Origin of the sequence: Algoriphagus boseongensis, from assembly GCF_004362805.1 — a bacterium.
Classification (GTDB): Bacteria; Bacteroidota; Bacteroidia; order Cytophagales; family Cyclobacteriaceae; genus Algoriphagus; species Algoriphagus boseongensis.
In genome coordinates this window covers 1,718,311-1,745,160 of record NZ_SNYF01000005.1, presented here as the reverse complement: position 1 = coordinate 1,745,160, position 26,850 = coordinate 1,718,311, and the positions used below count along the sequence as shown (strand labels likewise).

The 26,850-nt window shown below is 40.8% G+C and carries 23 protein-coding genes; 9 read left to right on the top strand and 14 right to left on the bottom strand.

The genetic code is table 11. From position 1 onward, the window contains the following. Nucleotide 1: 1 nt before the first annotated feature. Genes DFQ04_RS07530 through DFQ04_RS07520 form a run of 3 tightly spaced genes read left to right on the top strand, consistent with a single transcriptional unit; the run spans nt 2 to nt 2,538 of the window. A complete protein-coding gene (locus DFQ04_RS07530) occupies nt 2–799 on the top strand; it encodes an MlaE family ABC transporter permease (RefSeq protein ID WP_133554239.1) in 798 nt (265 codons plus the stop codon). A gap of 3 nt (nt 800–802) precedes the next feature. Continuing rightward, nucleotides 803–1,561, top strand: coding sequence for an ABC transporter ATP-binding protein (locus DFQ04_RS07525; RefSeq protein WP_133554238.1), 759 nt, complete (start codon nt 803–805; stop codon nt 1,559–1,561). Then, nucleotides 1,558–2,538 (top strand): MlaD family protein, encoded by a 981-nt coding sequence (locus tag DFQ04_RS07520; RefSeq protein ID WP_133554236.1) that lies wholly within the window; start codon nt 1,558–1,560, stop codon nt 2,536–2,538. The genes DFQ04_RS07525 and DFQ04_RS07520 overlap by 4 nt, the downstream gene beginning before the upstream one ends. A 30-nt stretch (nt 2,539–2,568) precedes the next feature. Here DFQ04_RS07520 and DFQ04_RS07515 read toward each other — a convergent pair whose 3' ends face one another. Together DFQ04_RS07515 and DFQ04_RS07510 are read right to left on the bottom strand one after the other, a co-directional pair. Continuing rightward, nucleotides 2,569–3,321, bottom strand: coding sequence for an energy transducer TonB (locus DFQ04_RS07515; protein ID WP_133554234.1), 753 nt, complete (start codon nt 3,319–3,321; stop codon nt 2,569–2,571). A 29-nt stretch (nt 3,322–3,350) separates the two neighbouring features. Further along, nucleotides 3,351–4,124 carry a hypothetical protein gene (locus DFQ04_RS07510; protein ID WP_133554232.1) on the bottom strand — a complete coding sequence of 258 codons (774 nt, stop codon included), beginning with the start codon at nt 4,122–4,124 and terminating at the stop codon, nt 3,351–3,353. Between the two features lie 111 nt (nt 4,125–4,235). Here DFQ04_RS07510 and pgi point away from each other — a divergent pair, with 111 nt between their 5' ends. After that, nucleotides 4,236–5,885 carry a glucose-6-phosphate isomerase gene (pgi, locus tag DFQ04_RS07505; RefSeq protein WP_133554230.1) on the top strand — a complete coding sequence of 550 codons (1,650 nt, stop codon included), beginning with the start codon at nt 4,236–4,238 and terminating at the stop codon, nt 5,883–5,885. On the opposite strand, the gene DFQ04_RS07500 is transcribed toward pgi, so the two are convergent. Next, on the bottom strand, nt 5,882–7,420 hold the full coding sequence (locus DFQ04_RS07500; RefSeq protein ID WP_133554228.1) for a hypothetical protein: 1,539 nt from the start codon (nt 7,418–7,420) through the stop codon (nt 5,882–5,884). The two genes, pgi and DFQ04_RS07500, sit on opposite strands and share 4 nt — an antisense overlap. A 73-nt stretch (nt 7,421–7,493) precedes the next feature. Continuing rightward, complete coding sequence (locus tag DFQ04_RS07495; RefSeq protein ID WP_243739646.1) at nt 7,494–8,735, bottom strand: S-adenosylmethionine:tRNA ribosyltransferase-isomerase; 1,242 nt, start codon at nt 8,733–8,735, stop codon at nt 7,494–7,496. A gap of 29 nt (nt 8,736–8,764) precedes the next feature. Between DFQ04_RS07495 and DFQ04_RS07490 the strand changes: the two genes are divergently transcribed. After that, nucleotides 8,765–9,847: an o-succinylbenzoate synthase gene (locus tag DFQ04_RS07490; protein ID WP_133554226.1), complete on the top strand. Its 1,083-nt coding sequence runs from the start codon at nt 8,765–8,767 to the stop codon at nt 9,845–9,847. Here the strand turns inward: DFQ04_RS07490 and DFQ04_RS07485 are convergent. Then, nucleotides 9,844–11,001 carry a lactonase family protein gene (locus DFQ04_RS07485; RefSeq protein WP_133554224.1) on the bottom strand — a complete coding sequence of 386 codons (1,158 nt, stop codon included), beginning with the start codon at nt 10,999–11,001 and terminating at the stop codon, nt 9,844–9,846. The genes DFQ04_RS07490 and DFQ04_RS07485 overlap by 4 nt on opposite strands. Nucleotides 11,002–11,172: 171 nt before the next feature. Here DFQ04_RS07485 and DFQ04_RS07480 point away from each other — a divergent pair, with 171 nt between their 5' ends. Next, nucleotides 11,173–13,707 (top strand): phosphoenolpyruvate carboxylase, encoded by a 2,535-nt coding sequence (locus tag DFQ04_RS07480; RefSeq protein ID WP_133554222.1) that lies wholly within the window; start codon nt 11,173–11,175, stop codon nt 13,705–13,707. Between the two features lie 50 nt (nt 13,708–13,757). On the opposite strand, the gene DFQ04_RS07475 is transcribed toward DFQ04_RS07480, so the two are convergent. From DFQ04_RS07475 to DFQ04_RS07435, 9 genes are all read right to left on the bottom strand, one after another. Next, nucleotides 13,758–14,402, bottom strand: a complete 645-nt coding sequence (locus DFQ04_RS07475) for a hypothetical protein (RefSeq protein ID WP_133554220.1) — start codon at nt 14,400–14,402, stop codon at nt 13,758–13,760. Between the two features lie 23 nt (nt 14,403–14,425). After that, nucleotides 14,426–14,899, bottom strand: coding sequence for a hypothetical protein (locus DFQ04_RS07470; protein ID WP_133554218.1), 474 nt, complete (start codon nt 14,897–14,899; stop codon nt 14,426–14,428). 64 nt (nt 14,900–14,963) lie between these two features. Beyond that, complete coding sequence (locus DFQ04_RS07465; protein ID WP_133554216.1) at nt 14,964–16,190, bottom strand: BamA/TamA family outer membrane protein; 1,227 nt, start codon at nt 16,188–16,190, stop codon at nt 14,964–14,966. A 146-nt stretch (nt 16,191–16,336) separates the two neighbouring features. Next, nucleotides 16,337–16,993, bottom strand: coding sequence for an outer membrane beta-barrel protein (locus tag DFQ04_RS07460; RefSeq protein WP_133554214.1), 657 nt, complete (start codon nt 16,991–16,993; stop codon nt 16,337–16,339). A 140-nt stretch (nt 16,994–17,133) separates the two neighbouring features. Beyond that, nucleotides 17,134–18,306, bottom strand: a complete 1,173-nt coding sequence (locus DFQ04_RS07455) for a helix-turn-helix domain-containing protein (RefSeq protein ID WP_133554212.1) — start codon at nt 18,304–18,306, stop codon at nt 17,134–17,136. A gap of 84 nt (nt 18,307–18,390) precedes the next feature. Beyond that, nucleotides 18,391–19,113 (bottom strand): porin family protein, encoded by a 723-nt coding sequence (locus tag DFQ04_RS07450; protein WP_133554210.1) that lies wholly within the window; start codon nt 19,111–19,113, stop codon nt 18,391–18,393. A 173-nt stretch (nt 19,114–19,286) separates the two neighbouring features. Then, on the bottom strand, nt 19,287–19,835 hold the full coding sequence (locus DFQ04_RS07445; protein WP_133554208.1) for a hypothetical protein: 549 nt from the start codon (nt 19,833–19,835) through the stop codon (nt 19,287–19,289). A 3-nt stretch (nt 19,836–19,838) separates the two neighbouring features. Further along, nucleotides 19,839–20,858 (bottom strand): HAD family hydrolase, encoded by a 1,020-nt coding sequence (locus DFQ04_RS07440; protein ID WP_133554206.1) that lies wholly within the window; start codon nt 20,856–20,858, stop codon nt 19,839–19,841. Nucleotides 20,859–20,912: 54 nt separating this feature from the next. After that, complete coding sequence (locus DFQ04_RS07435) at nt 20,913–22,481, bottom strand: arylsulfatase (RefSeq protein ID WP_133554204.1); 1,569 nt, start codon at nt 22,479–22,481, stop codon at nt 20,913–20,915. Between the two features lie 479 nt (nt 22,482–22,960). Here DFQ04_RS07435 and DFQ04_RS07430 point away from each other — a divergent pair, with 479 nt between their 5' ends. The 3 genes from DFQ04_RS07430 (at nt 22,961) to DFQ04_RS07420 (ending at nt 26,725) form a co-directional block, all read left to right on the top strand. Continuing rightward, nucleotides 22,961–24,361 (top strand): sugar porter family MFS transporter, encoded by a 1,401-nt coding sequence (locus DFQ04_RS07430; protein WP_133554202.1) that lies wholly within the window; start codon nt 22,961–22,963, stop codon nt 24,359–24,361. Nucleotides 24,362–24,962: 601 nt separating this feature from the next. Then, nucleotides 24,963–25,691: a DUF2092 domain-containing protein gene (locus DFQ04_RS07425; RefSeq protein ID WP_133554200.1), complete on the top strand. Its 729-nt coding sequence runs from the start codon at nt 24,963–24,965 to the stop codon at nt 25,689–25,691. Between the two features lie 5 nt (nt 25,692–25,696). Then, the gene (locus DFQ04_RS07420; RefSeq protein WP_133554197.1) at nt 25,697–26,725 is read left to right on the top strand and encodes a DUF6515 family protein; all 1,029 of its coding nucleotides are present in this window, start codon (nt 25,697–25,699) and stop codon (nt 26,723–26,725) included. The last annotated feature ends 125 nt before the right edge of the window (nt 26,726–26,850 follow it).

Sequence of the window (26,850 nt, the reverse complement as noted above, 5' to 3'; positions counted from 1 at the left end):
TATGGCCGAAGGATCGGATGTTAGAAAGCCTTTGCTTTCAAAGAAAATTGATAAGTTTTTTACAGGTCTGGCAGATGCCTGGAATTTTGTCAGGCGCTTCTTTCAGGAGGTGTTTTTGCCTCCCTACGAATTCAAAGAAGTAATTCATCAGTGTTACAGAATAGGGGTTGAATCCCTTCCATTGATTTCCTTGACTGGATTTATCGTCGGGATAGTATTTACAAATCAGTCCAGGCCCTCACTTTCAGAGTTTGGCGCTACTTCCTGGTTGCCTTCTTTGATTTCCATTGCCGTGGTAAGGGCAATGGGACCTTTGGTGACTGCCTTGATTGCAGCGGGTAAAGTCGGATCCAGTATCGGTGCAGAAATTGGCTCCATGAAAGTAACAGAGCAGATTGATGCCATGGAGGTTTCTGCTACCAATCCTTTCAAATTTCTGGTTGTCACAAGAGTTCTGGCCACCACCTTTATGATCCCTATGCTTGTGATGTACACAGACTTTGTGGCGTTAATTGGATCTTTTATAAATGTGAATAAAAATGAATTGGTAAGTCTTTCGACCTTCTTTGTTCAGGTGTTTGATTCTATTTCATTTTTGGATGTCTTTTCATCTGTATTAAAGTCCCTGGTTTTCGGTTTCACGATTGGGATTGTGGGTTGCTATAAAGGCTATAATTCTTCAAAAGGAACTGAAGGTGTGGGTAGAGCCGCCAATTCGGCTGTAGTAATGGCTATGTTTCTGATCTTTATCGAGGAGTTATTGTCTCTTCAGATTGTCAATGCAATACGGAGTCTATAGGTTATGGGAAATAGAGATGTTGTAGTCGAAGTAAGGAATTTGTATAAATCATTTGGTGATTTGGACGTTCTTATGGGCGTTGACTTGGATTTGTATAAAGAAGAAAACTTAGTCGTTTTAGGCCGTTCCGGAACCGGAAAATCTGTTTTGATCAAAATCATGGTTGGTTTATTGAAGCAGGACAGTGGCTCTATGAAGGTTTTGGGAAGAGAAGTTTCCGATTTGAATACCAAAGAACTCAATGCGCTTAGGCTGAAAATCGGCTTTTCCTTTCAAAATTCAGCACTTTACGATTCCATGACCGTAAGAGAAAACATGGAGTTTCCTTTGGTTAGAAATGTTAAAAACCTGACCAAAAAAGACATTACCTATAAGATTGAAGAGTTGTTGGATGCCGTAGGGCTTCCTCAAACGATCAATCAAATGCCTTCTGAATTGTCAGGTGGACAGAAAAAAAGAATTGGGGTAGCTCGAACTTTGATTTTGAATCCAGAAATCATGCTCTATGATGAGCCTACAGCAGGACTTGATCCGATTACCTGTGTGGACATCAATAACCTGATCAATGAAGTTCGGGAAAGGTATAAAACAACCTCAATTGTTATTACACACGACTTGGCCTGTGCAAAAATGACAGGAGACCGAATGGCTGTTTTATTGGATGGTCAATTTAAATCAATCGGAACCTTTGAAGAAATCTTCCCAAGGGCCGAGGATGAACGAGTGAAATCATTTTACGATTATAATTTTATAAACTCATGAGAGGAGAAAATAAACGATCCGTATTAGTTGGGATTTTTGTCTTTATCGGGATTGCAATCTTGGTGACAGGTATTCTGACCTTAGGAGGGCAACAGAAGAAGTTTGTCAAAGCGATCCATCTCAAGGCCGTCTTTGATGACATCGGAGGTCTTCAAACAGGAAACAACATCTGGTTTTCCGGGGTGAAAATAGGAACGGTTCGAAAAATCAATTTCTACGGAGATTCTCAGGTAGAAGTAGAAATGAATGTAGAAGAATCTGTTTCTGAATTTATCCGCAAGAATTCCAAAGCTACCATCAGTTCTGATGGTTTGATTGGTAATAAAATCATCGTGATTTACGGTGGAAGTACTGATTTTCCTCCTGTTGAAGAAGGTGACAGACTTGAGGCCGTAATGCCTTTGGACACAGATCAAATGATGGAGACCCTTCAGGTAAATAATGAAAACCTAGTAGAAATTACCGCTGATCTGAAGCTTTTGACAGGAAAGTTGGCGGCTGGTGAAGGCATTGTGGGAGCTGTAATGACTGATTCTACGCTTGCGGTTCGCTTTAAAGAAATCGTAAATAATCTGGATAAAGCTTCAGCAAATAGCAACAGAATGTTAGCCGAACTGAACACTTTCGCTGGAAAGCTAAATAAAGAAGGGAACCTTTTCAATGATCTAGTCACTGATACCGAAATTGCTGACGAGTTGCGCGCAACTATCGCAAGCTTCAAGGCAAGTGCAGAAAATACCCAGCAACTCACCAAAAAGCTGGAGGAGATTTCAGCAAAATTGGATGATCCTGATAATGCTTTGGGAACCATGCTTAATGATCCAGCTTTTGCTGAATCCTTAAGAAGCACACTTCAGAATACAGATTCTGCAACCTACAATTTGAACAGAGGTCTTGAAGCTTTGGAATATACCTGGCCTTTCAGAAAAGGATTCAAGCGGAAAGCAAAAGAGGAAGAAAAAGCAGGAGGAAATTAAAAGGAAAGCCGATCATTTGATCGGCTTTTTTTATCCCAATTTGAATCTTACCGGAACGTACATCCATTTCTGAATTGGATTTCCTTTTGCATCCAAGGCAGGAAAAAATGGTCCGGAATATAGCTCAATTACCCTCAAAGCTTCTTTTGCCAATAACTTACTCACCTCTCCAGGATTGGCAACTTCTGTTTTAAGCACTTTTCCATCCTCTGAAATCAACAAGGCTATTTGGACAGTTCCCTGTTCCATTTTTTGTCTGGCAGGAATAGGGTATTGGAGGTTTTTGGCAAAAATCTCATTCAACTTAGTTTTATCTAAACCAGGATAGAAATCATCTCGATCTGACATTTTTTTTGATTCGGGATTACCTCTCCAAACTTCAAATGAGTCAATTCCCACATAACTCACCTCTGCAATTTTTTCTCCTTCCTCGTAATAAAAAGAGATGTATTTCCCATTATCCAGATTTTTGATGGTTTGCTTGATCAGGCGATTTAAGGAATCAAATTCCTCAGAGATTTCTTGGTTGAATCCTCCTTCCTGATTTACTCCGACTTTCTTTTGGATTACCATTCGGTTTTCTGAATTCAAAATGTAAAAAACTTGCTCTTTTGCTTTATTTCTGAAGCTTTTCTGGGTATAGGCCAAGTTTTCTACATCCCCTTTTGGGATTTGGTAGAAATGCTGATTGAGATAGCTTATTGTTTCCTTTTGAGCAAAAGCGCTAAAAGAAAATCCGATTAGTAAAAACAAGAAAATTGAAAAGTAGCCTTTACGTTTCATAGATAAGGTTTTAATGAGTTGGGTTAGTTTTATTGGTAAATAATTCCTTTTTGGATCTTTTCAGGTTGATTTAGATTTAAGGGAATAGTGATCCATTCTCCTTTAGGATTTCCAAATGAATCCTTAGCAGGAAGAAAACTCCAGTTCCATTCCTTTATCAGTTCTATAAATCGGTCTGCAAATTTCTTTTCCCCACCCAAGGGATTTGCCCATTCAGTCTGGGTCACCATACCCTTTTCATCCACATAAAGAGCAGCAATGATCTTTTGGTCATAATCGGGTAATTCTGAAGGCCGAACCTTTAGGTTTTTACTCAGATAATTTATCCATTCCTCCTTTCCCGTGAACAGTTGTGGCAAAAAGTCATTTTCGAAATTCAGGGTTGGTTCTGGTTCGCCCGCTCTTTGGGTAAAATACTGACGATTCCCCTCATAAAGAACCTGTCCGACCTGTTCATTATCATGGAAATAAGTCTGGATAAATTTGTCATTCAAAAGATTCTCTGTCCTTCTCCAGAGTAATTTCCCATTTTCCTCAAACTGCTCCGTTGTTTTTTCATGGATATCTGGAGTAGGGGGAAAGGTTTTGATTTGACGAATCATTCGGTTTTCCAAGTCGAAAATCCGCTCGATCTTTATCGAATCAGGAGTATAAGAGACCAGCTTATTGAACTGATGAGTTAAGCTGTCCTCTTTGGGGATCTCATAAAAATGTCGATTAAGTCGAATAGGGACTCTTGACTGGGCAAAACTTGAAATAGAAAGAAGGACTTGAAAAGATACAAGGGAAATCCAAAAATGCATTGTTAAAACTTAGACTTTAATTGTTGAAAAATACGATCTAAATCCTTCTTTCCAAACTTAATCCAAGGGATAAACCTTATTTTTGCCCGAACCTAATACAAACCTTCACTAATGAATTCTATTAACCCTTCTCAAACCCAAGCCTGGCAAAGGCTGGGTACTTTGGCTGAGAAATACAACCACCTAGAAATAAAAGACCTTTTTAAAGAAAGAGAGCGATTCGAGAGATATTCGCTGGAGCTCGAGGATATTTTAGTCGATTTTTCCAAAAACCGGGTCAATGACGAGATCCTTCATGCACTTCGGGATTTGGCTGAGGAAACCAAGCTTCATTCAGCTATTGAAGCCATGTTTACCGGCAAGCATATCAATGGCACAGAAAACAGGGCAGTTCTTCACACGGCTTTGAGAAATCCTTCCAAGCAATCCGTCTATTTGGACGGAGAAGATGTGATGCCGGAAGTGACGGCAGTTTTGGCAAAAATGAAGTCTTTTGCTGATCAAATTAATGAAGGCAAGTGGCTTGGCTATACAGGAAAGCCTATCAAATCCTTGATCAATATCGGTATTGGTGGTTCCGATTTGGGTCCTGTGATGGTCACTGAGGCTTTAAAGCCTTATCAGAATCCAAATTTGGACGTATTTTTTGTTTCCAATGTAGATGGAACCCATATCGCAGAAACCTTGAAAAAGGTGGATCCTGAAACAACCTTATTTTTCATCGCTTCCAAAACTTTTACCACCCAAGAAACCATGACCAATGCCCATACGGCAAGGAATTGGTTTTTAGAAAATGCGAAAGATGAGAAAGCTGTTGCTAAGCATTTCGTGGCTCTTTCTACCAATGCAAAAGCTGTAGAGGCATTCGGAATTGACACCCAAAATATGTTTGAGTTTTGGGATTGGGTTGGAGGCCGATATTCTTTGTGGTCTGCGATCGGACTTTCCATCGCTTGTGCAATTGGCTTTTCCAATTTTGAAAAGCTTTTGGCTGGAGCCCACTCCATGGATGAGCATTTTCGCCATTCCCAATTCAATAGGAACATCCCAGTTCTGCTGGCCTTAATTGGTATTTGGAATACGAATTTTCTGGGAGCGACTACCGAGGCTATCCTACCTTATGATCAATATTTGCATCGCTTTGCAGCCTATTTCCAGCAAGGAAATATGGAAAGCAATGGAAAATATGTGACCAGAAATGGGGAAAAGGTAAACTACACCACCGGGCCTGTCATTTGGGGTGAGCCAGGAACGAACGGACAGCATGCTTTTTATCAGTTGATCCATCAGGGCACACATTTGATCCCATGCGATTTTATTGCTCCTGCAATTTCCCACAATCCAATCGGAGACCACCATCAGAAATTGCTTTCTAATTTCTTTGCTCAGACTGAAGCTTTAATGAATGGAAAGTCTTTGGAGCAGGTAAAAGCTGAAATGAATAAGGCGGGCAAATCTGTAGAAGAAATCGATAAAATCGCTCCTCACCGGGTTTTTGAAGGGAATCGACCAACCAATTCCATTTTGGTGAAGAAGATTACGCCCTACACCTTAGGCCAGTTGATTGCCATGTACGAACATAAAATTTTCGTGCAAGGCGTGATCTGGAATATTTACAGCTTCGACCAATGGGGAGTTGAATTGGGGAAAGTTTTGGCCAATGGCATTTTGCCTGAATTGGCTGGAGAAGAGGAAGTAAACTCCCATGATTCTTCCACCAATGGACTTATCAATGCCTATAAAAAAATGAGAAAGGCTTAATCAAGAATTCCTTTCAAATCGATTTCCATCAATCTCGGGGGAACAGTCAGCCCACCTACGCTGATTTGTTCTCCCGAGATTTTTATTTTCTCAGAAGAAAATAGAGCAATGCCCTCCGTTTGACTGGTTTGGGAAACACTTCCTAAATAGAAGGAATAAGCTGTGGAAGATGAAGGAATGGCTGCAGGAAGGGTATTGGGGTAGGCCAGAATGAATGATCTGGAGTTGAATCCAGTGGTTTCATAGCCAATAAAGACCAAACTTTTTCCATCAGGACTAAGGTCAGCGCCTGTTAATTTACCTGTTGCTTCAAAAACTCCAATTCGCTGAGCGATCCGATTTCCGGGAATATCATCAATGGCAAAAATCCCGGACTCATTGGTACTGGTTTCTTTGGTGAAAAGGTAAATCTTACCTCCCAAGAACACCATGGCTTCACAATCATAGGGAAGATCCGCATTGGCAGCACCACTTGGATCTTGGTAAATAAAGTTGATCACTTCGGCCTGAACCTGAGTTTGGTTCAAAACTGACTGGATTGGAATTCGGAGAATTTTAAGATCCTTTCTCGTTCCTCCATTATTTCCAAAATCTCCAATATAAAGGAAGTCTGGACCGGCAGCTAGGTCTTCCCAATCTACATTGGGAGCATTACTCACCTGGATAGTTCGAAGTATTAATCCCGTATCAGGGTTGATTTCCTGAATTTCAGCAAAATTTCCTCCATCGTTAATTGAAAAAAGTCTATTGACGATCCACTGGAGCCCGGATGTTTCTTTCAGTCCCTCAGCTAAGGTCCGAACTCGGTATGGATTCAATTGCTCCGGAAAACCATTGTTTTTTAGGGTGATGACTTGATTGAGATAAGTGAAATAAGGGTCGGAAATTAGGGCAGGCGGAGGATCTCCAGTTTCTCTTTGAAAATAAAATCCTCTGTGAGAAAATGCCTGGGCATCCCATCCCCATCGAAATGATTTCCCATTGCTTAGAGGGATTTCTACGGTGACGGGAGATTGACTCTTTGCATAGACGAAATAATAATTCCCTTTAGAGCCTAGAGGAAGGGTTTGAGGAAGTATGGTCTTAGGAATTCCTCCAAGATTATTTTTCTGAAAACTTAGGAGTTGAAAGTCTGAAACACCAGAAAGCCTTGTTTTCACTTGGCTTGAATTCACGGTAAGATTTCCACCAAATTGAATGGGAAGGGTGGTAGAGGCTTGCTCCTGAATTGGACTGGACTCATAGGAATATATTCCAAAGGGCAATTCAAAACTGCTTGAAGAATTGCCAAAATCAGAGCTGAATTGGATAGGGTAGGATTGTCCCGATTCCTTGGACGAAAATACCAAGAAGAAATTTGGAGGAAGTGGATGTTCCCAAACCTCATCGGCCAGGATTCTTGCACCTCCAGTTGAGGGCGCAGATAAATCAATGCCCTCAACTGTGACCAAAGCCTTTCCAGATTCTGGTTTTTCCTTGTTACAGGAAATCAGAAAAATTAAAATCAGGGGAAGTAAAAAACGGCTTGATTTCATTTTAAAAAGATTTATACCCATAATTAACGAAAGAGTGGGCAAAGGATTCAGTTTTTTATAGCTTTTCTATACCCTAAAGCCAAAGCAAACTGCTGTCTCCATAACTCAGGAATCGATAGTCATTGTCCAAGGCTTCTTGGTAAACCTTTTTCCAGTCCTCACCAAGAATGGTGGCAATCAATAAAACTAAGGTAGAACCCGGCTGATGGAAGTTGGTAATCAACCCTTCAATCATTTGGTAAGAGTACCCGGGGAAAATAAAAATTTCAGTTTGACCGAGAATAGTTTCCACCTGCTGTCTTTCCATTAAATCTAAAATTGCCTGCATAGCTTCAGCTCTGGATGGGATTCGCTCTCTTTTTTCGTAGGCAAATAGCTTTGGAACAAAGAAATCCTCGCCTTTTCCCTCGATCAGCTTTACTCCGTACCAAAACAAACTTTCTAAGGTTCGAACAGAAGTAGTCCCAACAGCAACGGTTTTCCCAGAATTGGAAAGCAGAATTTCTAAAGTCTCCCGATTCACTTGGATCTGCTCACTGTGCATGGGGTGTTCCAAAACATTATCCACTTTAATTGGCTGGAAAGTCCCCGCACTTACATGAAGTGTCACTTGCGCTTCCCTGACTCCTTTTTTTCTCAGTCTTTCAAAAACCTCCTCAGTAAAATGAAGCCCAGCTGTGGGAGCCGCTACAGCTCCTTCTTTTTTAGAATAAACTGTCTGGTATCGATCTTTGTCAGAGGCTTCGGCTTTTCGGTTTAGGTAGGGAGGAAGTGGAATTTCTCCGCTCGCTTCTACCAAATCCACAAAAGCAATTTCTGGATCATTCCAAGAAAATTCAACCTGCTTGGACTCCCGATCGACCAATTTTGCTTGAAGAACAACTTCTTTAGCTCCCATTTGGATTCGACCTTGGAGAATTTCTCCATCCTTCCACTTTTTCGCATTTCCGATCATCGTTTCCCAGGTCACTGGATGTTTGGCCAGCATGATTTCTGGAATTACTGTGGTAGGAGCCACCGGAGCCAATAAGAAAATCTCAATTTTAGCTCCTGTCTCTCGTTGAAAAATAAGGCGGGCAGGAATGACTTTGGTGTCATTGTAGACCAAAAGCGTATCCGTGGGAAGCAGATCCGGTAAGTCGTAAAAGTGATAATGGCGAATCTCTCCTTTGAGATATTGCAAAAGCTGGGAATGGTCCCGCTTTTCAAGAGGAAACTTCGCGATGCGTTCGTCTGGGAGTGTATATTCGTAATTCTTTAGGTCGATCTGAGGAATTTCCATCGGATTGGCTGATTTGGGTGCAAATATAGGCATCTAGAATTACCCAAAAATTGATTTGAACCATGTCGGAGTCGGTTAAGCTTCAGTTTTCTTTCATTAAACGTACACTTCAATTCAGATTTGATGCAGGGACCTCCCGTGGAGTTTTGAAAACTCGGGATGTGTATTGGATAAAAGTGCAGGATCCAAAAAATCCAGAAGTGATAGGTTGGGGAGAAGCTGCGCCTTTGGTTAAACTTAGTCCAGATTACCGAGAAGACTTTGAGGAAATACTAGCACAATCCTTAGCGAAACTCTCTCAGGAATCCTGGGAAATGGAAGAAAATTCTCTTTTAGAAAAAGTGAAAAGTCTTGTTTCCTTTGATTTACCCTCTCTACGATTTGGAGTGGAAATGGCACTTTTAGATTATTTTAATGGAGGAAAAAAGCGCTTTTTCTCCAATCCATTTTTTGACAAAAACCAGCCAATTCCGATCAATGGACTGATTTGGATGGGGGACAGAAGCTTTATGCTGGAGCAGATTGATCAAAAATTAAACGAGGGCTTTGACTGCATCAAAATGAAAATTGGTGCGATAGACTTTGAGCAGGAACTCGAGCTTTTGGGCTATATCCGGGAGCGGTATTCCAAAAAGCAAATCGTCCTCAGGGTAGATGCAAATGGGGCTTTTTCTCCAGAAAATGTGATGGAAAAATTGAGCAGATTGGCTCAACTGGATATTCATAGTATCGAGCAACCCATTCCTGCCGGAGATTGGAAAGCGATGCATGAGCTATGCAAAAAAACACCTTTGCCAATTGCCTTGGATGAGGAACTGATAGGGGTTCAGAAGAAATCTGAACTTTTGGACACCATCCAACCCCAACATATCATTCTTAAGCCCACGCTTCTGGGAGGGTTTTTAGAGACCAAGGAGTGGATCAGATTGGCTGAGGAGAGAAATATCGGTTGGTGGATGACCTCTGCCTTGGAGAGTAATATCGGCTTGAATGCAATATCTCAATTGGCTTCCTCCTTCAATACTCAGATTCCTCAGGGATTGGGAACAGGGAAATTATACCATAATAACCTCGATTCGCCCCTTGAAATCAAATCTGGAAAGATTCACTACAACGCAGCTAAACCTTGGGAAAATCCAGCCTAATTGGACAATCGGAAAAGGTACACCGGTTTATGTATCGTGGCTTTCCAAAGAGTCTGGGTAAGTTTTCCGGTTTCTGAATCTCTTTCGAAAATCACAATATCATTGCTGGCCTGATGAGCTGCCAGCAAATATTTTCCATCTCCGGTCAGGTTGAAATTCCGAGGCATTAATCCCCCTGAAGAGATATTTTGGATCCTTTCGTATTCACCATTTTGATTTTTCCCAAAGACAGAAATGGTATTGGCATCGCCTCTGTTGGAAACATAAACATGTTTTCCATCGGGTGAAATTCTGATTTCAGCTGCGCCCACATTTCCAGTAAAACCTTCATCCAAAAGACTCAACCTTTGCTTTGGAGTAAGTTTTCCTTCTTCATAAGAAAATACATCCATGGAAGCAGCCATTTCTTCGACTACCAAAACCTCTTTTCCATCTGCCGAAAAAGCCAAATGTCTTGGGCCATCACCGGGTGTTACTGGAAATTCATAGGATAAGCTCAGGGGTTCTGAATTTTCAGGATTGAAGTCGTAGACATAGATTTTATCAGTTCCCAAATCCGCTACCAAGACTCTTTTACCTTCCGGATCAAAGGTGGTGGAATGAACATGTGGTTTTTCCTGTCGATCGGGATTGATGCTTTTTCCGGTATGTTGAAATAGTTGCACGAAGTCCAACTGGCCTTCTGGCCCAACCTTAAAAATGGAAAGGCTTCCCCCCGTATAATTTCCCAAAATGATAAAATCCTCGTTTGGAGAAATGGAAATATGGCAAGGATGATCACCTTTAGATTCATCCTGATCCAATAAAGTCAATGAGCCATCTTCTGGATTTCTGGAAAAACTCAATACGTTTCCTCCCTGTATTCCGGCCTCTTCCTCAAGAGAATATACTCTTTTTCCGTCTTTAGTCGCGATCACAAAAGAAGGATTGGCCACTCCGGCAGCAATGGTCTCCACGGTCATCAAATTTTCCGAAGGAGAAAAGTAGAGATGGTTTATTCCTTGATTGATTGAATCGGTGTAGGTTCCGACTAAGAATTCATAAGAGAGATTTTCCACAGGGGGTACGGTTGATTCAGTAGAATTGGGCGAAGAACAGGAAGCCGTCAAAGCTATTGCAGTTGAGAAAAGACCGAGGTAGGGATTGAATTTCATAACTTGAAAGTAAAAAAATAATCGAGACTATTATTTTATGTTTTATTTAAAGATCATTTCAAAAAAGTATAAAAAAGGAAATTAATTACCTTTTTGTTTAGAGAATATCTAATTCTATAAAATAAAAAAGCAAAAATTGTTAATTTGCTGTGATCTATTAAAAAGACCCTAATGCAGCAAATTTATGACACGCAAGTCGCCAAGCGATTTACGATTTACAACAGTTTATTTTTAGACCTGCCTTTTGATGACATCTATGTTACAGGAACGCTTTTGCCCTTTTTGGGAAAAGCCTGTGAAAAAGGCTACCAAGAGGGAAAATCTCCTGTGGAAATCATTCAGGGCTTCTTCGAGGAAATGATGCCCAATGAATCTGAGCAAAGAAAAAATGATTTCTTATTTCAGATGATCCAATATGTCGAGCGTCAGGTGGTGCTTTTTGATTCTATTGAGGACGCGGCCTATGATAAAATCAATGACATAAACGGAAAGGGATCGGTCAAGGCTTTGATCAGTAGGGTAGAGACAGACAAGAAAAAGAAGGAATTGATCGAGAAGTTGAAGACTTTTTCGGTTAGGCTTACGCTCACAGCACACCCAACTCAGTTCTATCCTGGAAATGTATTGGGAATTATCACGGATCTGGAGCAGGCGATCCGAACTGATGATTTGGAAAACATCAACCTACTTCTTCAGCAATTAGGGAAAACAGGCTTTATCAATCGGGAAAAACCAACCCCATTCGATGAGGCGGTCAGTTTGATCTGGTATTTGGAGAATGTTTTTTATCATAGCATCCCGGATATCATTGTCCGACTTTTAAAAGGACTTGGAGAGCCTATTCATACTTGGGAAAATCCGGGGATTCTCAAAGTTGGTTTTTGGCCAGGAGGAGACCGAGACGGAAATCCATTTGTGACTCATGATATTACGGTGCAGGTAGCAGATCGATTGAAAAAATGGCTGATGCGCTGCTACTACAGAGACCTAAGAAAGCTCAAAAAGCGCTTGACTTTCAAGCATGTGGAGGAACTGATCACCAAGGCGGAGCGGGGAATCTATTTCACCCTTTTTGAAAACAAGAATGTCTATGAATCCAAGGAAGATCTTTTAGCCATCCTGTTAGAAGCGAGAGAAGTTTTGGTAAATGAACATGAAGGTTTGTTTTTGGATCTCTTGGATCAGTTTATCCTGAAAGTCCGAATTTTTGGGTTCCATTTTGCACATATGGACCTTCGTCAGGATAGCAGAAAGCATGACGCACTTTGGGAGGAGATTTTTTCTATTCAAGGAAAAGAATTTACTGGCACTGAGGATGAGTTAATTTCCAAAGTCATGAAGACCCGAGGAATTCCTGCCTTGGATGATTTCCAGGAGCCTTTTCATAAAGAAATGCTTCAGTCTTTGGCGACAGTAAGGACCATTCAAGCCCAAAATGGGGAAGATGGCTTGCATCGCTACATCATTTCAAATTCCCAATCAGCATTGCATGTTTTGGAAGTTTTCCAATTGGCAAGATTGACTTTGGGTGCTAAGGCGGATAATCTTCCTTTGGATATTGTTCCGCTTTTTGAGACCATCGACGATTTGGCCATGGCCCCGAAAATCATGGACAAATTGTACAAGTTGCCGGAATATGCCGCTCATTTGAAATCTAGAGGGATGAAGCAAAATATCATGCTGGGATTTTCTGACGGAACAAAAGACGGAGGATATCTTAAGGCGAACTGGTCAATTCTAGTGGCCAAGGAGGAGCTATCCGAAATCTCCAGAAAGCATGGAATCAAGGTGGTTTTTTTCGATGGTCGTGGAGGTCCGGTTGCACGTGGAGGAGGAAATTTGCATAATTTCTATGCTTCCCTTGGGCAGAAAGTGGAAAACTCAGAAATCCAAGTGACCATTCAGGGTCAGACTATTTCTTCTAATTATGGAAAGCAAGTCTCCTGTACCTACAATTTGGAGCAGCTGCTCAGTGCTGGTTTGGAAAATCACCTCTATCCTGATGCCGAAAAAAATCTGAATAAAGAACAAAGAAAACTCATTCAGGAATTGGCAGATTCGGGCTATGAGGCTTATAAAAAGCTTAAGAATCATCCCAAGTTTGTCCCTTATTTGGAGCATGTGGCTCCATTAAAGTATTTCGGAATGACCAATATCGGAAGCAGACCTTTGAAAAGAGGGAAGGGTGCCGGATTGAAGTTTGAGGATTTGCGCGCGATTCCTTTTGTAGGATCATGGGCTCAAATGAAGCAGAACATCCCCGGGTTTTTCGGAGTAGGTGCTGCAATTGAAGAATTGGAAGCAAAAGGGAAAATCAAGGATATTCAAGACTTGTATCAAGAGAGTTTGTTCTTCCGCACCTTGCTCAGTAATTCCATGCAGTCACTTAATAAGTGTTATTATCCTGCTACAGCTTACCTGAAGAAAAACAAGGAATACGGAGAGTTTTGGGAGATTTTATTCGAGGAGTTCAACAGATCTGTGGAGAAAATAAAGGAAATATCCAGTATGAGTGAATTACTGGAGGACAGTCCGGTTACCAAAAAATCCATTGAAATCCGGGAAAAAATAGTTCTTCCCTTGATCACCATTCAGCAATATGCAATTCAGACAATCTTGGATTCAGGAGGATCATCAGAGGTTTTGGATAAACTCATTCTCAGGGCCATGTTTGGTATTATAAATGCAACCCGGAATGCAGCATAAAAAAAGCCCTTGGATGAATTCCAAGGGCTTTTTCTTTTATTGGCTACTGCTTATTTCTTCTTTATAATAATTCCATCCTTAATCATTTGATCAGAAATTACCATGGCAAATGCTCTTGCAAACGCTTCCAAATTAGCAGGGTTGGTAGTTTCAGACTGGGAAGACCATACTAACTGCTCTGTGTTTACATCGTATAGGTTAGCCTCTAGGTAATAATTCTTGTCAGTAGTGTAATATCCTGGATCATACATCAAAGGACTATAGTAATTGTAGTATCCCCAATAAGATCTATAGTACCCTCCATAGCCCATAGGGGCATATGCTGTGGTTCCAGGAACATATCTTGTTTCATTAGTTTGATCCAAAAGTGCAACGGTAAGAATTGCATCATGTCCTTTTGCTCTTAATTGTTGCGCGAATTTCTCCTTTTCAGACTCAGACGGACGAGTTCCTGGAGGAATAATACTGGAGGAGTTAGAAGCCTTAATTCCATCCTGAGTCAAAACATTTTGGACCTGATCTTCAAAAGTTTGACGTCCAATTACGCTTTCAGAAATACCCAAAATCATAATGTCATTATATCCGCCTGCTTGTTTTTCTGGACTAGCCCAAGATCCTAGAATCTTTGTGCTCGGGGAGCAAGCAAACAGGATCATTCCAAGGGAGAGAATGAATAGGTTTGTAATCTTTTTCATAATAGAGATAGTTGATAGATTTTTTATTTGTACTCATCGATAAATGGCAATTCTTGCTGAATCGCATTTCGGATGGTGTTATGAATGTAAGTATCCAATTGAAGGAATTTAGCAGCATCTAAAGCCGAAACTGCTTTTTTAAACTTCTTGTAGTATTTCGAATGAAGTTTAGCAAGGGCCTCATCATTTTTGAGCGTTCTAGTAGCCAGATTATCGGCCTCCATTTCGCCAATTGTCGAATATCTCTTCATGTAATCGTCAATGATCATGAATCTTTCTCTGGCTAGGGTTCTACGCTCTGTTTCATACATTTCATAAACCGGCCAAAAGGCTACAGCCTTTGCATCGGACAGCTTTAAAACTTCCTGAACGATTAATTTTTTGTCTTGACCAAAGGCTTCTTGGATCATTTTTACCTCATCTTCGAGGGACTGTGCGCAAAGCAGGCTGCTCGTACTAAAAAATAGACCGAGAGCAATAAATAGAATCTTTTTCATGGGTTTGATTGGAGTTTTTGGGATAAAATTTTCGATATAATTTAAAGTTTTTCAAGGGTTAATTCTAAAACGACTCATTAATATTTAGGTAAAATCCAGAGTTTCCTTTTTGCCCAAAGGCATAATCCGCAGTGATAGTTGTTCTCTTTTCTTTGTTAATCATCACCCGAAGACCTAAGCCATAACCAGGATTGATTTTATCAAAAAGCTTTTCATAGGTATTTGGAACTCCTATAAAGTCCTTTCTTTTTGCTCCGCTAAAAGTCGCGCCATTCACGAAAATCGTTCCTCCAAAAGTGTCCTTCTCTTTTTGAAGAGGGAATCTCCATTCAGCTTCTCCATAGACCATGTTTTCTCCTCTAAATCTTCCCTGAGCATATCCTCTTCCGCCACGACCAAACATATCCCAACCGATAGAAGGTAAATTCATATAAGGAAGATTTCCGGAAACCAGAAAATTACCCATTCCCCAGACAGCAATCAGGTTTCGTTTTCTTTGCTTATCAAGGTTAAAGTAATGCCTGTAATCCAAAAGGAGGGTACTTGAACTTTGGTCTGAACCCAGAAATTCTGGATTGATTTTGTATTGAATCCAGGCAAAGTTTTTCTCATAGGGAGATACTGCCACATCCCGGTTTTCCATTACAAAATTTAGGGTAACACCAGACAAGGTGTATTTTTCAGTATCAAATCCTTTGGAGATGTTATAGGCGTCATGTGAAAATTGAAGTAAAGGGTCAATTCCATCCTCATAGAAATTTTCCACTTTACTATGAATGTCTAAATGGTATCCAAGGCCAAGGTAAAAAGGAGAATCTCCTACTTTTTTCAAAAAAGCTTCATGAAACCTAAAGAGGTTAAAATTCATTTGCTGCTCGCCCCAATAGGAAAGAGGTTGGTTTGGATTCTGCTCTGGTTCATTTGGAGCAGAGCTCCCCAGGCCGAAAGTAGGCTGTGAGGTGATGAAGTACCTCCAATCACCCATCAAAATGGTCTTGTTTTCGGAAAGGTAAATATTGTGTCTCGAGCTTAATATCCACTGTTTCTTGGTTGTATAAAGAAGGTTTCCTACCAAATTGGACATTTTGGTATTGGCCGGATTGCCCATATACCAAGAAGCAGAAGGCGCTAAACCAAACATCCAACCATTGGCAGGATTGGAAGCCACGGCCGGGAGAGGCACAAAGCTGAAATTGTAAATTTTATTGGGAGTATAGGTGCTTGTGTCTACCTGAGCTATTGCCACAGATGCCAAAAAAAAGCTGATAACAAAGGGTAAAATTGATTTCATAGGTGGATTTTGACAGGATTATATTTGGTAAGGACGAAAGATAAAATCACCTAGCCAAAGGATAATCTCAATTTCTACTATTGCTAAGAATTAGATTAGTACCAAATCCCTCAATTTTATGATTTAGTCCCAGCTTCGAATTAATCTCAGTTTTGAGGGAATTTAAATACCAATCCACCTTGGAAGCCAAACTGATAAATTGAAGAATAGGTGGAAACGCCTGTACCAATTCCTCCAGTACCAAAATAGAATCCGCCTCCAGCACCTTGCACAGCGGACATTAAGGAAGCCTGGATTTTAATCCCAACATTTTCTGCCAACCAAAAATTAGAGCCTCCTCTGATTCCCCAAGCAAACTTGGTGAAGTTTTGAGAATTCCCACTATCTGGATTTTCTACACTGGAAATAATCATTCCTATACCAGCACCAAAATAAGGTTCAACTTTATCGTTTACCTGGAAGTAATTGTTTCCGTTAACCAAGATATAGTTATTAGCCAAATCAAAAGTGGTTCTTTGGATTTGCCCTCCCAAGATTCCACCATCTTGGTAGACCATCGGAGCTTGAGTATCCTGACGTAGATATTGAAGTTCTATTCCCTTACCATTTGGAAGCTTGTATTCCAAGCCGGCTCCCCATTGGAATCCACCTTTGATAGTTCCTTCATAATAACTGGTTGAGGAGTAATAGCTATCCACGCGGTCATCAAAAACATAGCCTGCATAGGTATTCAGGCGAACTTCCTGAGAATTGGAGATAAATGAAATTAAACAGAATAAGCCGATGAGATAGATCTTTTTCATAGGTCAATGGATTACAGAATCGTATAGAAAGGTAGAATTATTTTAACTCAAGGTAGTCAATTTAACAGTTAAAATCAGGTTAAATCCTAGTCCTAACTCATCAAGATTTGAGGAATTGGAGCAAAAAATAAGGGGAGAACTTACTTTACCTGCTGCTCTTTCGAAAATTGTGAAGGAGTACATCCCTTGAATTTTTTAAAGGAGGCAATGAATGAATTTCGGTTATTAAATCCGCAATCCTCAGCCAAGGCTTCCAAAGTCAAGTGTCCAAATTCTCCTGAACTGATTTTAGCACAGCAGGCTTCAATCCTCTTTTTATTGATCAAATCTGAAAATGAGATGTCTAGGTTTCTATTTAAGTATTGAGTCAGTAAATAGGAGGGAACACTGGAGTCATTTGCCAAATCGTTAATTGAATATCCTTTTTCAAGGAACTTTTGATTTTGATCCAATACTAATTCCAGTTGCTGCTGAATGAATTGTGCTTTTTCCTCTGGAATTGGTTCGGGATTTTCATCTTTTTGGCTTTTTTGATTTCCACCATACTCAATCGGACTATCACTTAACCCATAAAGAACTTTTGGAAAGAAAAGAATCGTAATTGAATTTGTTAAAATCACCAAAGCGCCGGTAAAATGAATTAATTCAAAATAAAGTTGGGAATCCGCAATTTGATATAGGATGAAAAATGGTAAAAAAAGTAAAATATGACAGGAAATATAAATTTTCATCCAGAGGGTCCATTCTTTACCAAATGTGGAACCTGACTCCTTTTGGCTTTTGGAATATTGTTGAAGTATTCTGAAGGAAAACAGCCAATACACTCCAATCAAGATGGTTCTTCCTAGGGTATAAAAGTTTGGGGGAAAGAATCGACTTTGATTGAAATAAACAAAAACACTGGGGTCAGCTATTTCAGATTGGATTAGCCGGGCTTTTTCTTCGACAGAAGTCAGGAAAAGGATCGGAAAAAAATCAATAGTATATATTATTGCAGGAAGGAAGTGGATGAAATCTGTCCAAGCTAATTTTTGCTTTTTGGCAGTATTTCGGATATAAAGGTAGGAGAGCGGAGCAAACAAAAGGCCTGCAATATTACCTGTCCTATATAACTGAGGAATAAAGACATGGTATCCAGAACTGATTAGAAATGCCAGAATTATTCCATAGGAGATTGCCAAAAAAGAGAATCCAATCAGGATATTGGATTTTTGTCTTTTTTGGGCATAAAATATAAGAACAGCACTGGTGAGAAATCCTATAAATATTGAACCCAAATAAATTAGGTCCTTCAATCCTAATACAAACTCCATTGGAGACTTTGAAATTAAGACTTGAAATTAGGATTTATTTGGAAGGAACAAACAAGAAAAAAAGGACTTAGATTTTTCGCTTTGTTATTCTTTTTCAGCCGATTTCATTTTACCCCTTCCAATTGGCAGGTTTACAAAAAGCGCCCATTGACTATTCGTCTGTTTCCCCGGCTCCTCGATGAGCACATCTGACCAGCTTTCATGATGGCGAATTCCAAGGGTATTCACCTGATCCTTGCCGATCATAAATCCTATTCCGGTCAAATAGCCAAAATCCCATCGATTTACCTGATCTCTGATATCTTTTTTGTAGGAGAGAATATCCTTATCCTCACTGGATTCAAAAATATCTTTAGCACCAGTTCTCAAAGATATTTGTGGGCCGGCTTCCAAGAAAAATCGCTCCCCAAGAAAGTATCTGGCTGAAAGAGGAAGAGACAAGTAATTTATTTCCCGAGTTACTGAGGTGTTTTGAAAGAGCTGATCTAAGTTCTCATCTCCGAGGCTATATGCTGGAATTTCATTAGCCCCGCGTCGATATTTGGCAAGCATCTCCAGGTTTAGCATCCATTTATCATTCATTCGCTTGCTAAAAAATAAGCCCAAATTGAAGGAAGAAGTGGATTGAGACGGTTCGAAATTTGAAATGGTATTTAGACTTTCATTGAGGTGGATTCCAAAAAGATTGTCCTCTGAATTCAGTTTGTCACCAAAAATAAGACTCATGAGGACCTGACTATTTCCCACTAGGGGAAAGGTCATCCCCAGTCCAAAAACAAGAATGAGAAGGATGATTTTGATTTTCATGGAGATGGGGTTTTATTTTTTTGAGGATTTAAATCCTGGGAATCTGTAGTTCAAGTTCAGAAGAAATTGACTTCTTCTACCAAATACTCCCATTTCAGTTCGAAGCATCCAATTTTTATCCAATTGGTATTGGGCACCTAAAATCATGTTGAATGGAGCGGTTACTTTTTTGTCTAGTTACTTTTTCTCCAGATTCTTTTGTTGAAAGCAATCCCGAAATTCCAAGAATCATAGATTTCCTGTTTGTTTTCGTAAGAAAGATTGAGTGCAATCTCAAACTTTTCAGTGATTTCAAAGCTATACTCAGTGCCCAATTTCCAGAGGAAAAGACTTTCGTTTTTTTCAAATTCCCAGCCTGGACCGAGGTAAACGGACCAGTGTCTTTTGAAATGATAATGAGCTACAGCCGCTAAAGAAAAAGGATAGCTTCTTTCCAAAAGAACCCCTTTATGTTCCACCTCGAAACTTTGCAATTTCAAATCTCCTTGGAGGGCAAATGACCATCTGGGGTGAACAAAGTAATCGACATCAAATCCCCAATAGGGAATAATGGACACCTTTTTGTTTCCTTCGAATGCATTTGGTACATGGGAATTTCCTGTGATTATTGCTACTCGTATTGCAGGACTAAACTCCTCCTCAGATTCTGTTTCTTTTTCTTGTCCAAAGGCAAAGCTTACCACCAAAAAAGTTACTAAAAAGCCTAGGAAAACAGATTTCATTTCTTAATTGGGATAAATGGTGGACCAATCTTTTGCCATATCTACCACCACCCATCCTCTGGTCGGTGCTTCGATAAGCCCTCTTTTCAGATTTCCAATGGAAGAAAGACTGTCATAAGCATATTCCCGAACCGAATCGGTGTGGTGGATATAGATTCCTAATCTAGGACCTCCTGCTTCGGTGGCATATTGGATCATCTCAAAATCCCCATCAGAATTACCTACAGCGATGACTGGTTTCATTCCGATTTGCTGATGGATTCCTACAGGTTTACCGGCTTTGTCATCGATAAAGTTTAATTCCGGGATTTTTACTATTTGCATTTCCCCATCTACTTCCTCGTATTTGGCTTTGATCGATGAGCCCATCACTTGATAAGGAGGTATTCCATAGGCTTCTTCAGCCCATACTCTCAAAAAGTCAATTCCACCACCGGAAACGATAAAAGTCTTGTATCCATTGGCTCTCAAATACTCCAGAAGTTCAAGCATGGGTTGATAAATCATTTGGTTGTAGGGTCTTCCAGTTTCAGGATGCTTGCTGGAATTTAGCCATTCTTTGACATTGGATTTGAACTGATCTTCCGTCATTCCTGAGTGAGAAGCCATTACTACCTCAATGATACCATGCTCTCCTTTGGAAAGAATTCCCTTAAGATCGCCTTCCATAGCACTTTTAAGCACTGGAGATTTTCCCCATTCCGGATGATTTGGTCCTTCTTTTTTTACATAATCTATGGCATAAGCCAATTGGTAATAGAAGGGCTGCTCTCCCCAAAGCGTGCCATCATTGTCAAAAACTGCGATCCGCTCTGCCTCAGGAATAAAATCTGGATTTTGTGGATCAGTTGTCTTTGCGACAAAGTCCAAAATAGAACTTTTTGAGCTTCCTTCCTGCCAGGAGGGAAGGGATGGTTTTTCCTCAGGTGTGGATGTTACTGGCTCCTTTGAAGGGGGTTCGCAAGCTAGGAGGATTAACAAAAAAGCAGCGAAGAAATACGAGTGTTGGTATGATGCTTTCATAAAAAAGAAAAGAGCTATGCCAAGGATTGACATAGCTCTTAATTTAAGTGAATTTTATTGATTTTGGCCTTTGACCATGTTTTCGATTTGCTGTTCAACCTTTGTCAAACTCCAATCCCCAGCGGTTTGGCTAGGTGGATAATCTTTGAAAGTCGAAAGGAAATTAAAGGCATAGCCTTGAATTGCCATGATAATAAATGCACGATCGATGTACCAGTCATAATAGGTGTTGGAACCTTTCAAAGCTTTTTCAAATGGATCTCTTCTTAAGTTAAATAGGTAAGGGGCTCTTAATTCAACAAAAGGCTCTAACCAAATTTGGAGTTGGTCTGCTCTATTTTCCTGGAACATTACCTTCCAATCGTTATATCTAATGGCAGAAATACTTCCACCATCCGTCACGTAAACAAAACCTTCTCTTGGTGATTCTTTAACTTTTCCTGTTAGGTAATCCAATTGATTTACCCCATCAATGTAATTTTTATAAGTTTTGCCTCCAGCAGTGTATCCTTTCATGATTTTGGACTTGATGTCAGGATCTCCACCTGCTGCTGCAAATGTTGGCAACCAGTCTTCATGAGCCACAATACCATTAAGAGTTACTCCTGCAGGGATTTTACCAGGCCATCTTACGAAGGCAGGCACTCTGTAAGCACCTTCCCAGCTGGAGTTTTTCTCTCCATGGAAAGGAGTAGTTCCGGCATCAGGCCAAGTGTTGTAGTGAGGACCGTTGTCAGTAGAATAGAATACGATGGTATTGTCAGCAATTCCCAATTCATCCAAAAGAGCTAAAAGCTCACCCACATGCATGTCATGCTCTACCATGCCATCACTGTATTCGTCCTGTCCAGAAATACCTCTATGCTCCTCTTTTACGTGAGTTCTGAAGTGCATTCTGGTTGCATTCCACCATGTAAAAAATGGCTTTCCATCCGCAACTTGCTTTTTGATAAATTCCTTAGCGGCTGCCATACTTTCGTCATCGATGGTTTCCATACGCTTTTTGGTCAAAGCACCGGTATCTTCGATTTTTTGTCCACCTTTTCCATCAGCCCAGCTGTGGATTACTCCTCTAGGACCAAAGCGATCTTCGAATTTGGTTCCGTCTTTCAAAATCAATCCGGTTGGATAATCAGCTTGCTCAGGCTCTTCCTCGGCATTTAAGTGGTAGAGATTTCCGAAAAACTCATCAAATCCATGCATGGTAGGCAAGTGCTCATCCCGATCCCCTTGGTGGTTTTTACCAAATTGTCCAGTGTTATAGCCCAAACTTTTCATTACACCAGCAATGGTGATATCTGTCTTTTGCCACCCTTCTGCAGCACCTGGAAGACCCACTTTAGTCATACCAGTTCTCACAGGAACATTTCCGCCAAGGAAGGCAGCACGACCAGCAGTACAACTCTGTTGGCCATAGTAATCAGTAAAAGAAACACCCTCTTTGGCAATTCTGTCAATGTTAGGGGTCATGTAACCCATCATGCCCCGGTTATTGTGGCTGATGTTCCAAGTGCCGATGTCATCTCCCCAGATGACGAGGATGTTCGGCTTCTTTTGTTGGGCATATCCAAAAACGCTGATGCCCAGCGAGAGAAGGGAGAGTAAAAGAAGTTTTCTTTTCATTTTTTTTGAATTAAAAATTTTTTTCGATTCTAAAATTTAGAAAACAAAGTTGGAAAAATTGAGACCCAGTCCAATTTTTTAATGGTATAATAACATTTGTAGGTGTTAACATTTGTCTGATTTTGGCAAATAGACATGTTTTGTCATGCGGAAGCGAGAAGAAGGATGGTAGTTGGGAAGTAAGGAAGTAGGGAGGTCGGGAAGTAGGTCGACCGATGACCGGTCCGGGAATTTAAAAAGGTTTGACCCCTGCTAAGGGCTTTAATTCCAATTGGAAGTCATTGATTGAAATTAACACCGACAAGCAGAGCGATTTCAGGAGGATCAAACTGAAAAAACAAAGTCTTTAGATTAATCTTTTGGCGATTTTGAAATTTAAATTGCCTCAGGAAAAATGCCCAGGCCATTTTTCCGAACAAGCAGGATTGCTGGTCTAAAAATTTCCGGTATTTTTTGCTTCACCATTGAACCCAAGACCTATGTCCACTTCCTACTCCTATAACCAAACCTATCTCTGGCTGATCTCTCTTACCGCTGCTCTGGGAGGCTTTTTATTTGGCTATGATTGGGTCGTGATCGGTGGGGCCAAGCCTTTTTACGAACCTTACTTTGGAATTACCAGTGCAGCAGATCAAGGTTGGGGGACTAGTTCTGCCTTGGTCGGATGTATGATAGGGGCTGGGCTATGTATTTTTTTAAGCGATGCCTTGGGAAGAAAGCGGCTGTTGATTGCAGCGGGTTTTCTCTTTTCGGTATCGGCTATTGGTACCGCACTGGCGGAGAGTTTTTGGAGCTTTAATTTCTATAGAATCCTGGGTGGAATAGCCATGGGCGTGGCGCTCAACCTATCTCCACTTTACATTTCTGAAATGTCCCCTGCCGAAAAAAGAGGACGCATGGTGACCATCAACCAGCTCTTGATCATGTTCGGAGTTCTCCTTGCCCAACTGGCAAATTGGCAAATCTCTCTGCTGGATACCGAAATAGGAGACGAGGCTACTTTCGCCCAGATTGCTCAAAGCTGGAACGGGCAGGTAGGTTGGAGATGGATGTTTGGTGCTGAACTTTTACCTGCTGCTTTATTTTTTGTACTGATGTTTTTTGTGCCAGAAAGTACCCGATGGCTAATCAAAAACGGGCAACTAGAGAAAGCCAGAATGGTCTTGACAAAAATTGGAGGAGAGAGCTATGCCACTTTTTCTCTGAAAGAAACTCAGTCTACTTTGAAAAAAGGTGATGAATCCCAAGTAAACTTAAAGGCGCTATTTCATCCGAAAATCCTGAAGCTTTTGGCTTTGGGGATCTTTTTGGCCTTTCTTCAGCAATGGAGCGGGATCAATGTGGTGATCTATTATGCTGCCGATATCTTTCAGGCTGCCGGCTATAACCTAAAGCAGATGATGCTCAATATTGTGGTCATTGGTGGGGTGATGGTGGCTTCAGTTTTTGTGACCTTGGCGACTGTAGATAAATATGGAAGGAAGACCATTTTGATGATTTGTCTGGCGGCGATGACCTTGCTCTATGCAGGAATTGGCTATTCTTTTTATGCAGACTTGGGTGGAGGAATAGTGGTGGTTTTGGTTTTGGCCAATGTGATGTTTTATTCCATTTCTCTGGCACCTTTGCTTTGGGTCTTGCTGTCAGAAATCTTCCCAACGCGTGTTCGTGGAGCGGCTATTTCAATTGGAGCTTTAGCTCATTGGGTGGGGAATTTTACGCTGACTTATTTTTTCCCGGTGATCAAAGAAAACCTGGGCTGGGCCAATAACTTCTGGCTTTATGGACTGATTTGCGGGTTTGGGTTCTTCGTTCTTTGGAAGCTTCTTCCTGAAACCAAAGGAAAATCTCTGGAGGAGTTGGATAGGGAGTTGGGATAAGCAGTATGCAGTGGGCAGTGGGCAGTTTGCAGTAGGATGTTGGGGAGTAGGGAAGTATGGGAGTAAGGAGGTATGGAGGTTAGGAAGTAGGATGTCGGATGCCCGATGTTACGTCATTGCGAAGGGCAGTTTCACACTTTTTCTTAATGTTGAAATTTAAATGCCCTGAAGCAATCTTTTACTAATTGCTAGAAGTTTGATAACGGATAATGGATAGTCGGTATTCAATTTCAGTTTTTCCTTGTGCGATTCTCTATGTTCCTATGTGGTTTGGAAGTTGGGAGGTTAGGAAGTTGGATGTTGGATGCCTGATGACCGTTGTGGGGATGTTGGATGTCCGATGATCTTAATTCGATAATCAATATTCGGTGTTGGATATTCGATATTTTTTTGAACCCTTAATTCCTTTTATCCTTATCTACAAACCTGATGTTCCTATGTGGTTTTGAAAAATATTGGGCAGTGGTTTGCAAAAGCCAAAAGCCAAATAAAACCTTGCATTTTTTTTCATTTGTCAACATTTGGTAAATTAATGCAGGTTGAACCAGAATTTTTGGCTTGATCTCCAAGTGTTTTTCGATTTTTACTAAAACCTCCCTTTATGAAAAAACTATTGCTTTTCACCTTAGCTTTTTTGAGCTTTTTCTTTGCCGAAGCCCAAGAAACCTATCACGACTCCACAGCCCTGGCAATTTTGGATAAGATGAGTCAGACCATCGGGGAATTGAAATCCCTGAAGTTTAAAACTCATACCTCCCAGGATGTAGCCTTCAGCAACGATTATTTAATCAAGGATTTTAAATCCGGAGAATACATTTTCCAGGGCCCAGACCGCCTATTGGCAAAGGTTTCCCATAACGGAAAAGATCAGTTTTACCTGTATGATGGGAAGCAAATGGTCTATTATTCCCTAGCTGACAACACCTATGCAGCAGCAGATGCACCTGCTTCTACTTTGGAAATGCTGGATCAGATCAGCGATGAATTTGGGATAGAATTGGTGGTAGCTGATTTCCTTTATCCTGATTTTACAGCCAATCTGATGGAAAATATGGATTACATTGAGTTTTTGGGAAAGACCGAAGTTCAGGGGGAAAAGTACTTCCATATAGGAGGAGCCAATGATACCATGACATTTCAGATTTGGGTTTCTCAGGATTTAATTATGAGACCCAAGCGGGTTGTGATTACCTATATGGGGGATCCTTATGCCCGTCAATTGGAAGTCACATTTGAGGATTGGCAAATCAATCAAAGCTATCCGGAGTCAATTTTTGAGTTTATGCCCCCACCGAATTCCCGTCAAATTATTTGGACTAAAAAAGATTGAAGATCATGAAAACCTTGAATACTAAATTTTCTCTTGCCATCGGCTTAGTCTTTCTGATGGTTTTTTCGATTGCTGAAGATAGCCTAGCCCAGCGATTTGCGGGAAGAGGGGGAGGAAGAGCCAGCAGGCCAGCCATGTCCAGACCCACTACTTCCAGACCCACTCAAGCCAGACCAAGTACCCGTCCTGCCCAAGCTAGACCCAGCAGCCGTCCTGCTCAATCCAGACCGACTACAAGTCAGGCAAGACCTACCACTAGACCTACCAACAGAGAATCTGTCAATGGTGGATCTAATCGAGTCACTAGACCATCAAGGCCAGAAAGTAAGGTTGGTTCTTTTAAAGGCAATAATTCTGGTAATCGTACCAATAACATCAATACCGGTGATAGAGGATCAAACAATCGGGTGAATGTCGACAAAAGCAGAGGAGATGTTAATGTCAATATCAACAACAGTCGAAATACTGTCGTAAGAAACAATAGAAATGTAGCCTACAGACCTCCTTATCGACCCTATCCAAGACCTCCATATATGTGGGGTGGGTTTGGCTTTTATTGGTATAGACCCTATTACTACCATCCATTTGTTCCCTTTTATTGGGGGCCAGTATGGCATCCATGGGGCTTTTTCGTAGCGACCCTTGCAGTTACTGCAATTGTGGTTTCGGTGGATAATCAGGATTACCACTACGATGAAGGAGTGTTTTATGTCAAAGAAACGGATGGCTATGTGGTGGTAGAAGCCCCACAGGGTGCAAATGTGACCGTAATTCCAAAAGAATCTGAAGTGGTAGAAGTGAGTCCGACGGTCAATAATTACTACTACGGGGGTACTTTCTATGAACAAAAAGATGGAACCTACACCGTGGTACCACCTCCGGCAGGTTCGGTAGTTTCAGCCCTTCCTGAAGGAGCCGAGGAAGTAAAAGTAGGAGACCAAACCTTTGTGAAATATGGAGATACCTACTACATGCCTGTGGAAGTGGATGGAAAGAATATGTATGAGATTGTGCAGGTAGAGGAGGATAAATAAGAAATTTGAATTTTACCGCCAAGCCAATTAAGCCCGAAGGAAACTTCGGGTTTTCTTTTTAATCTCAGAGCGATGGGCGTATTCGGAAAGGTAGAGATCCCTACGAAAAGAAAAGAGACCAAGTC

Bases quoted from the DNA above. Each gene is read 5' to 3' on its own strand.
- DFQ04_RS07515 (WP_133554234.1), bottom strand. From the start codon at position 3,321: ATGAAACGTAAAGGCTACTTTTCAATTTTCTTGTTTTTACTAATCGGA.
- DFQ04_RS07445 (WP_133554208.1), bottom strand. From the start codon at position 19,835: ATGAAATCTGTTTTCCTAGGCTTTTTAGTAACTTTTTTGGTGGTAAGC.
- DFQ04_RS07455 (WP_133554212.1), bottom strand. From the start codon at position 18,306: ATGGAGTTTGTATTAGGATTGAAGGACCTAATTTATTTGGGTTCAATA.
- DFQ04_RS07530 (WP_133554239.1), top strand. From the start codon at position 2: ATGGCCGAAGGATCGGATGTTAGAAAGCCTTTGCTTTCAAAGAAAATT.
- DFQ04_RS07435 (WP_133554204.1), bottom strand. From the start codon at position 22,481: ATGAAAAGAAAACTTCTTTTACTCTCCCTTCTCTCGCTGGGCATCAGC.
- DFQ04_RS07500 (WP_133554228.1), bottom strand. From the start codon at position 7,420: ATGAAATCAAGCCGTTTTTTACTTCCCCTGATTTTAATTTTTCTGATT.
- DFQ04_RS07510 (WP_133554232.1), bottom strand. From the start codon at position 4,124: ATGCATTTTTGGATTTCCCTTGTATCTTTTCAAGTCCTTCTTTCTATT.
- DFQ04_RS07460 (WP_133554214.1), bottom strand. From the start codon at position 16,993: ATGAAAAAGATCTATCTCATCGGCTTATTCTGTTTAATTTCATTTATC.
- DFQ04_RS07470 (WP_133554218.1), bottom strand. From the start codon at position 14,899: ATGAAAAAGATTCTATTTATTGCTCTCGGTCTATTTTTTAGTACGAGC.
- DFQ04_RS07475 (WP_133554220.1), bottom strand. From the start codon at position 14,402: ATGAAAAAGATTACAAACCTATTCATTCTCTCCCTTGGAATGATCCTG.
- DFQ04_RS07420 (WP_133554197.1), top strand. From the start codon at position 25,697: ATGAAAACCTTGAATACTAAATTTTCTCTTGCCATCGGCTTAGTCTTT.
- DFQ04_RS07440 (WP_133554206.1), bottom strand. From the start codon at position 20,858: ATGAAAGCATCATACCAACACTCGTATTTCTTCGCTGCTTTTTTGTTA.
- DFQ04_RS07485 (WP_133554224.1), bottom strand. From the start codon at position 11,001: ATGAAATTCAATCCCTACCTCGGTCTTTTCTCAACTGCAATAGCTTTG.
- pgi (WP_133554230.1), top strand. From the start codon at position 4,236: ATGAATTCTATTAACCCTTCTCAAACCCAAGCCTGGCAAAGGCTGGGT.
- DFQ04_RS07490 (WP_133554226.1), top strand. From the start codon at position 8,765: ATGTCGGAGTCGGTTAAGCTTCAGTTTTCTTTCATTAAACGTACACTT.
- DFQ04_RS07425 (WP_133554200.1), top strand. From the start codon at position 24,963: ATGAAAAAACTATTGCTTTTCACCTTAGCTTTTTTGAGCTTTTTCTTT.
- DFQ04_RS07465 (WP_133554216.1), bottom strand. From the start codon at position 16,190: ATGAAATCAATTTTACCCTTTGTTATCAGCTTTTTTTTGGCATCTGTG.
- DFQ04_RS07430 (WP_133554202.1), top strand. From the start codon at position 22,961: ATGTCCACTTCCTACTCCTATAACCAAACCTATCTCTGGCTGATCTCT.
- DFQ04_RS07480 (WP_133554222.1), top strand. From the start codon at position 11,173: ATGCAGCAAATTTATGACACGCAAGTCGCCAAGCGATTTACGATTTAC.
- DFQ04_RS07450 (WP_133554210.1), bottom strand. From the start codon at position 19,113: ATGAAAATCAAAATCATCCTTCTCATTCTTGTTTTTGGACTGGGGATG.
- DFQ04_RS07520 (WP_133554236.1), top strand. From the start codon at position 1,558: ATGAGAGGAGAAAATAAACGATCCGTATTAGTTGGGATTTTTGTCTTT.
- DFQ04_RS07525 (WP_133554238.1), top strand. From the start codon at position 803: ATGGGAAATAGAGATGTTGTAGTCGAAGTAAGGAATTTGTATAAATCA.
- DFQ04_RS07495 (WP_243739646.1), bottom strand. From the start codon at position 8,735: ATGCCTATATTTGCACCCAAATCAGCCAATCCGATGGAAATTCCTCAG.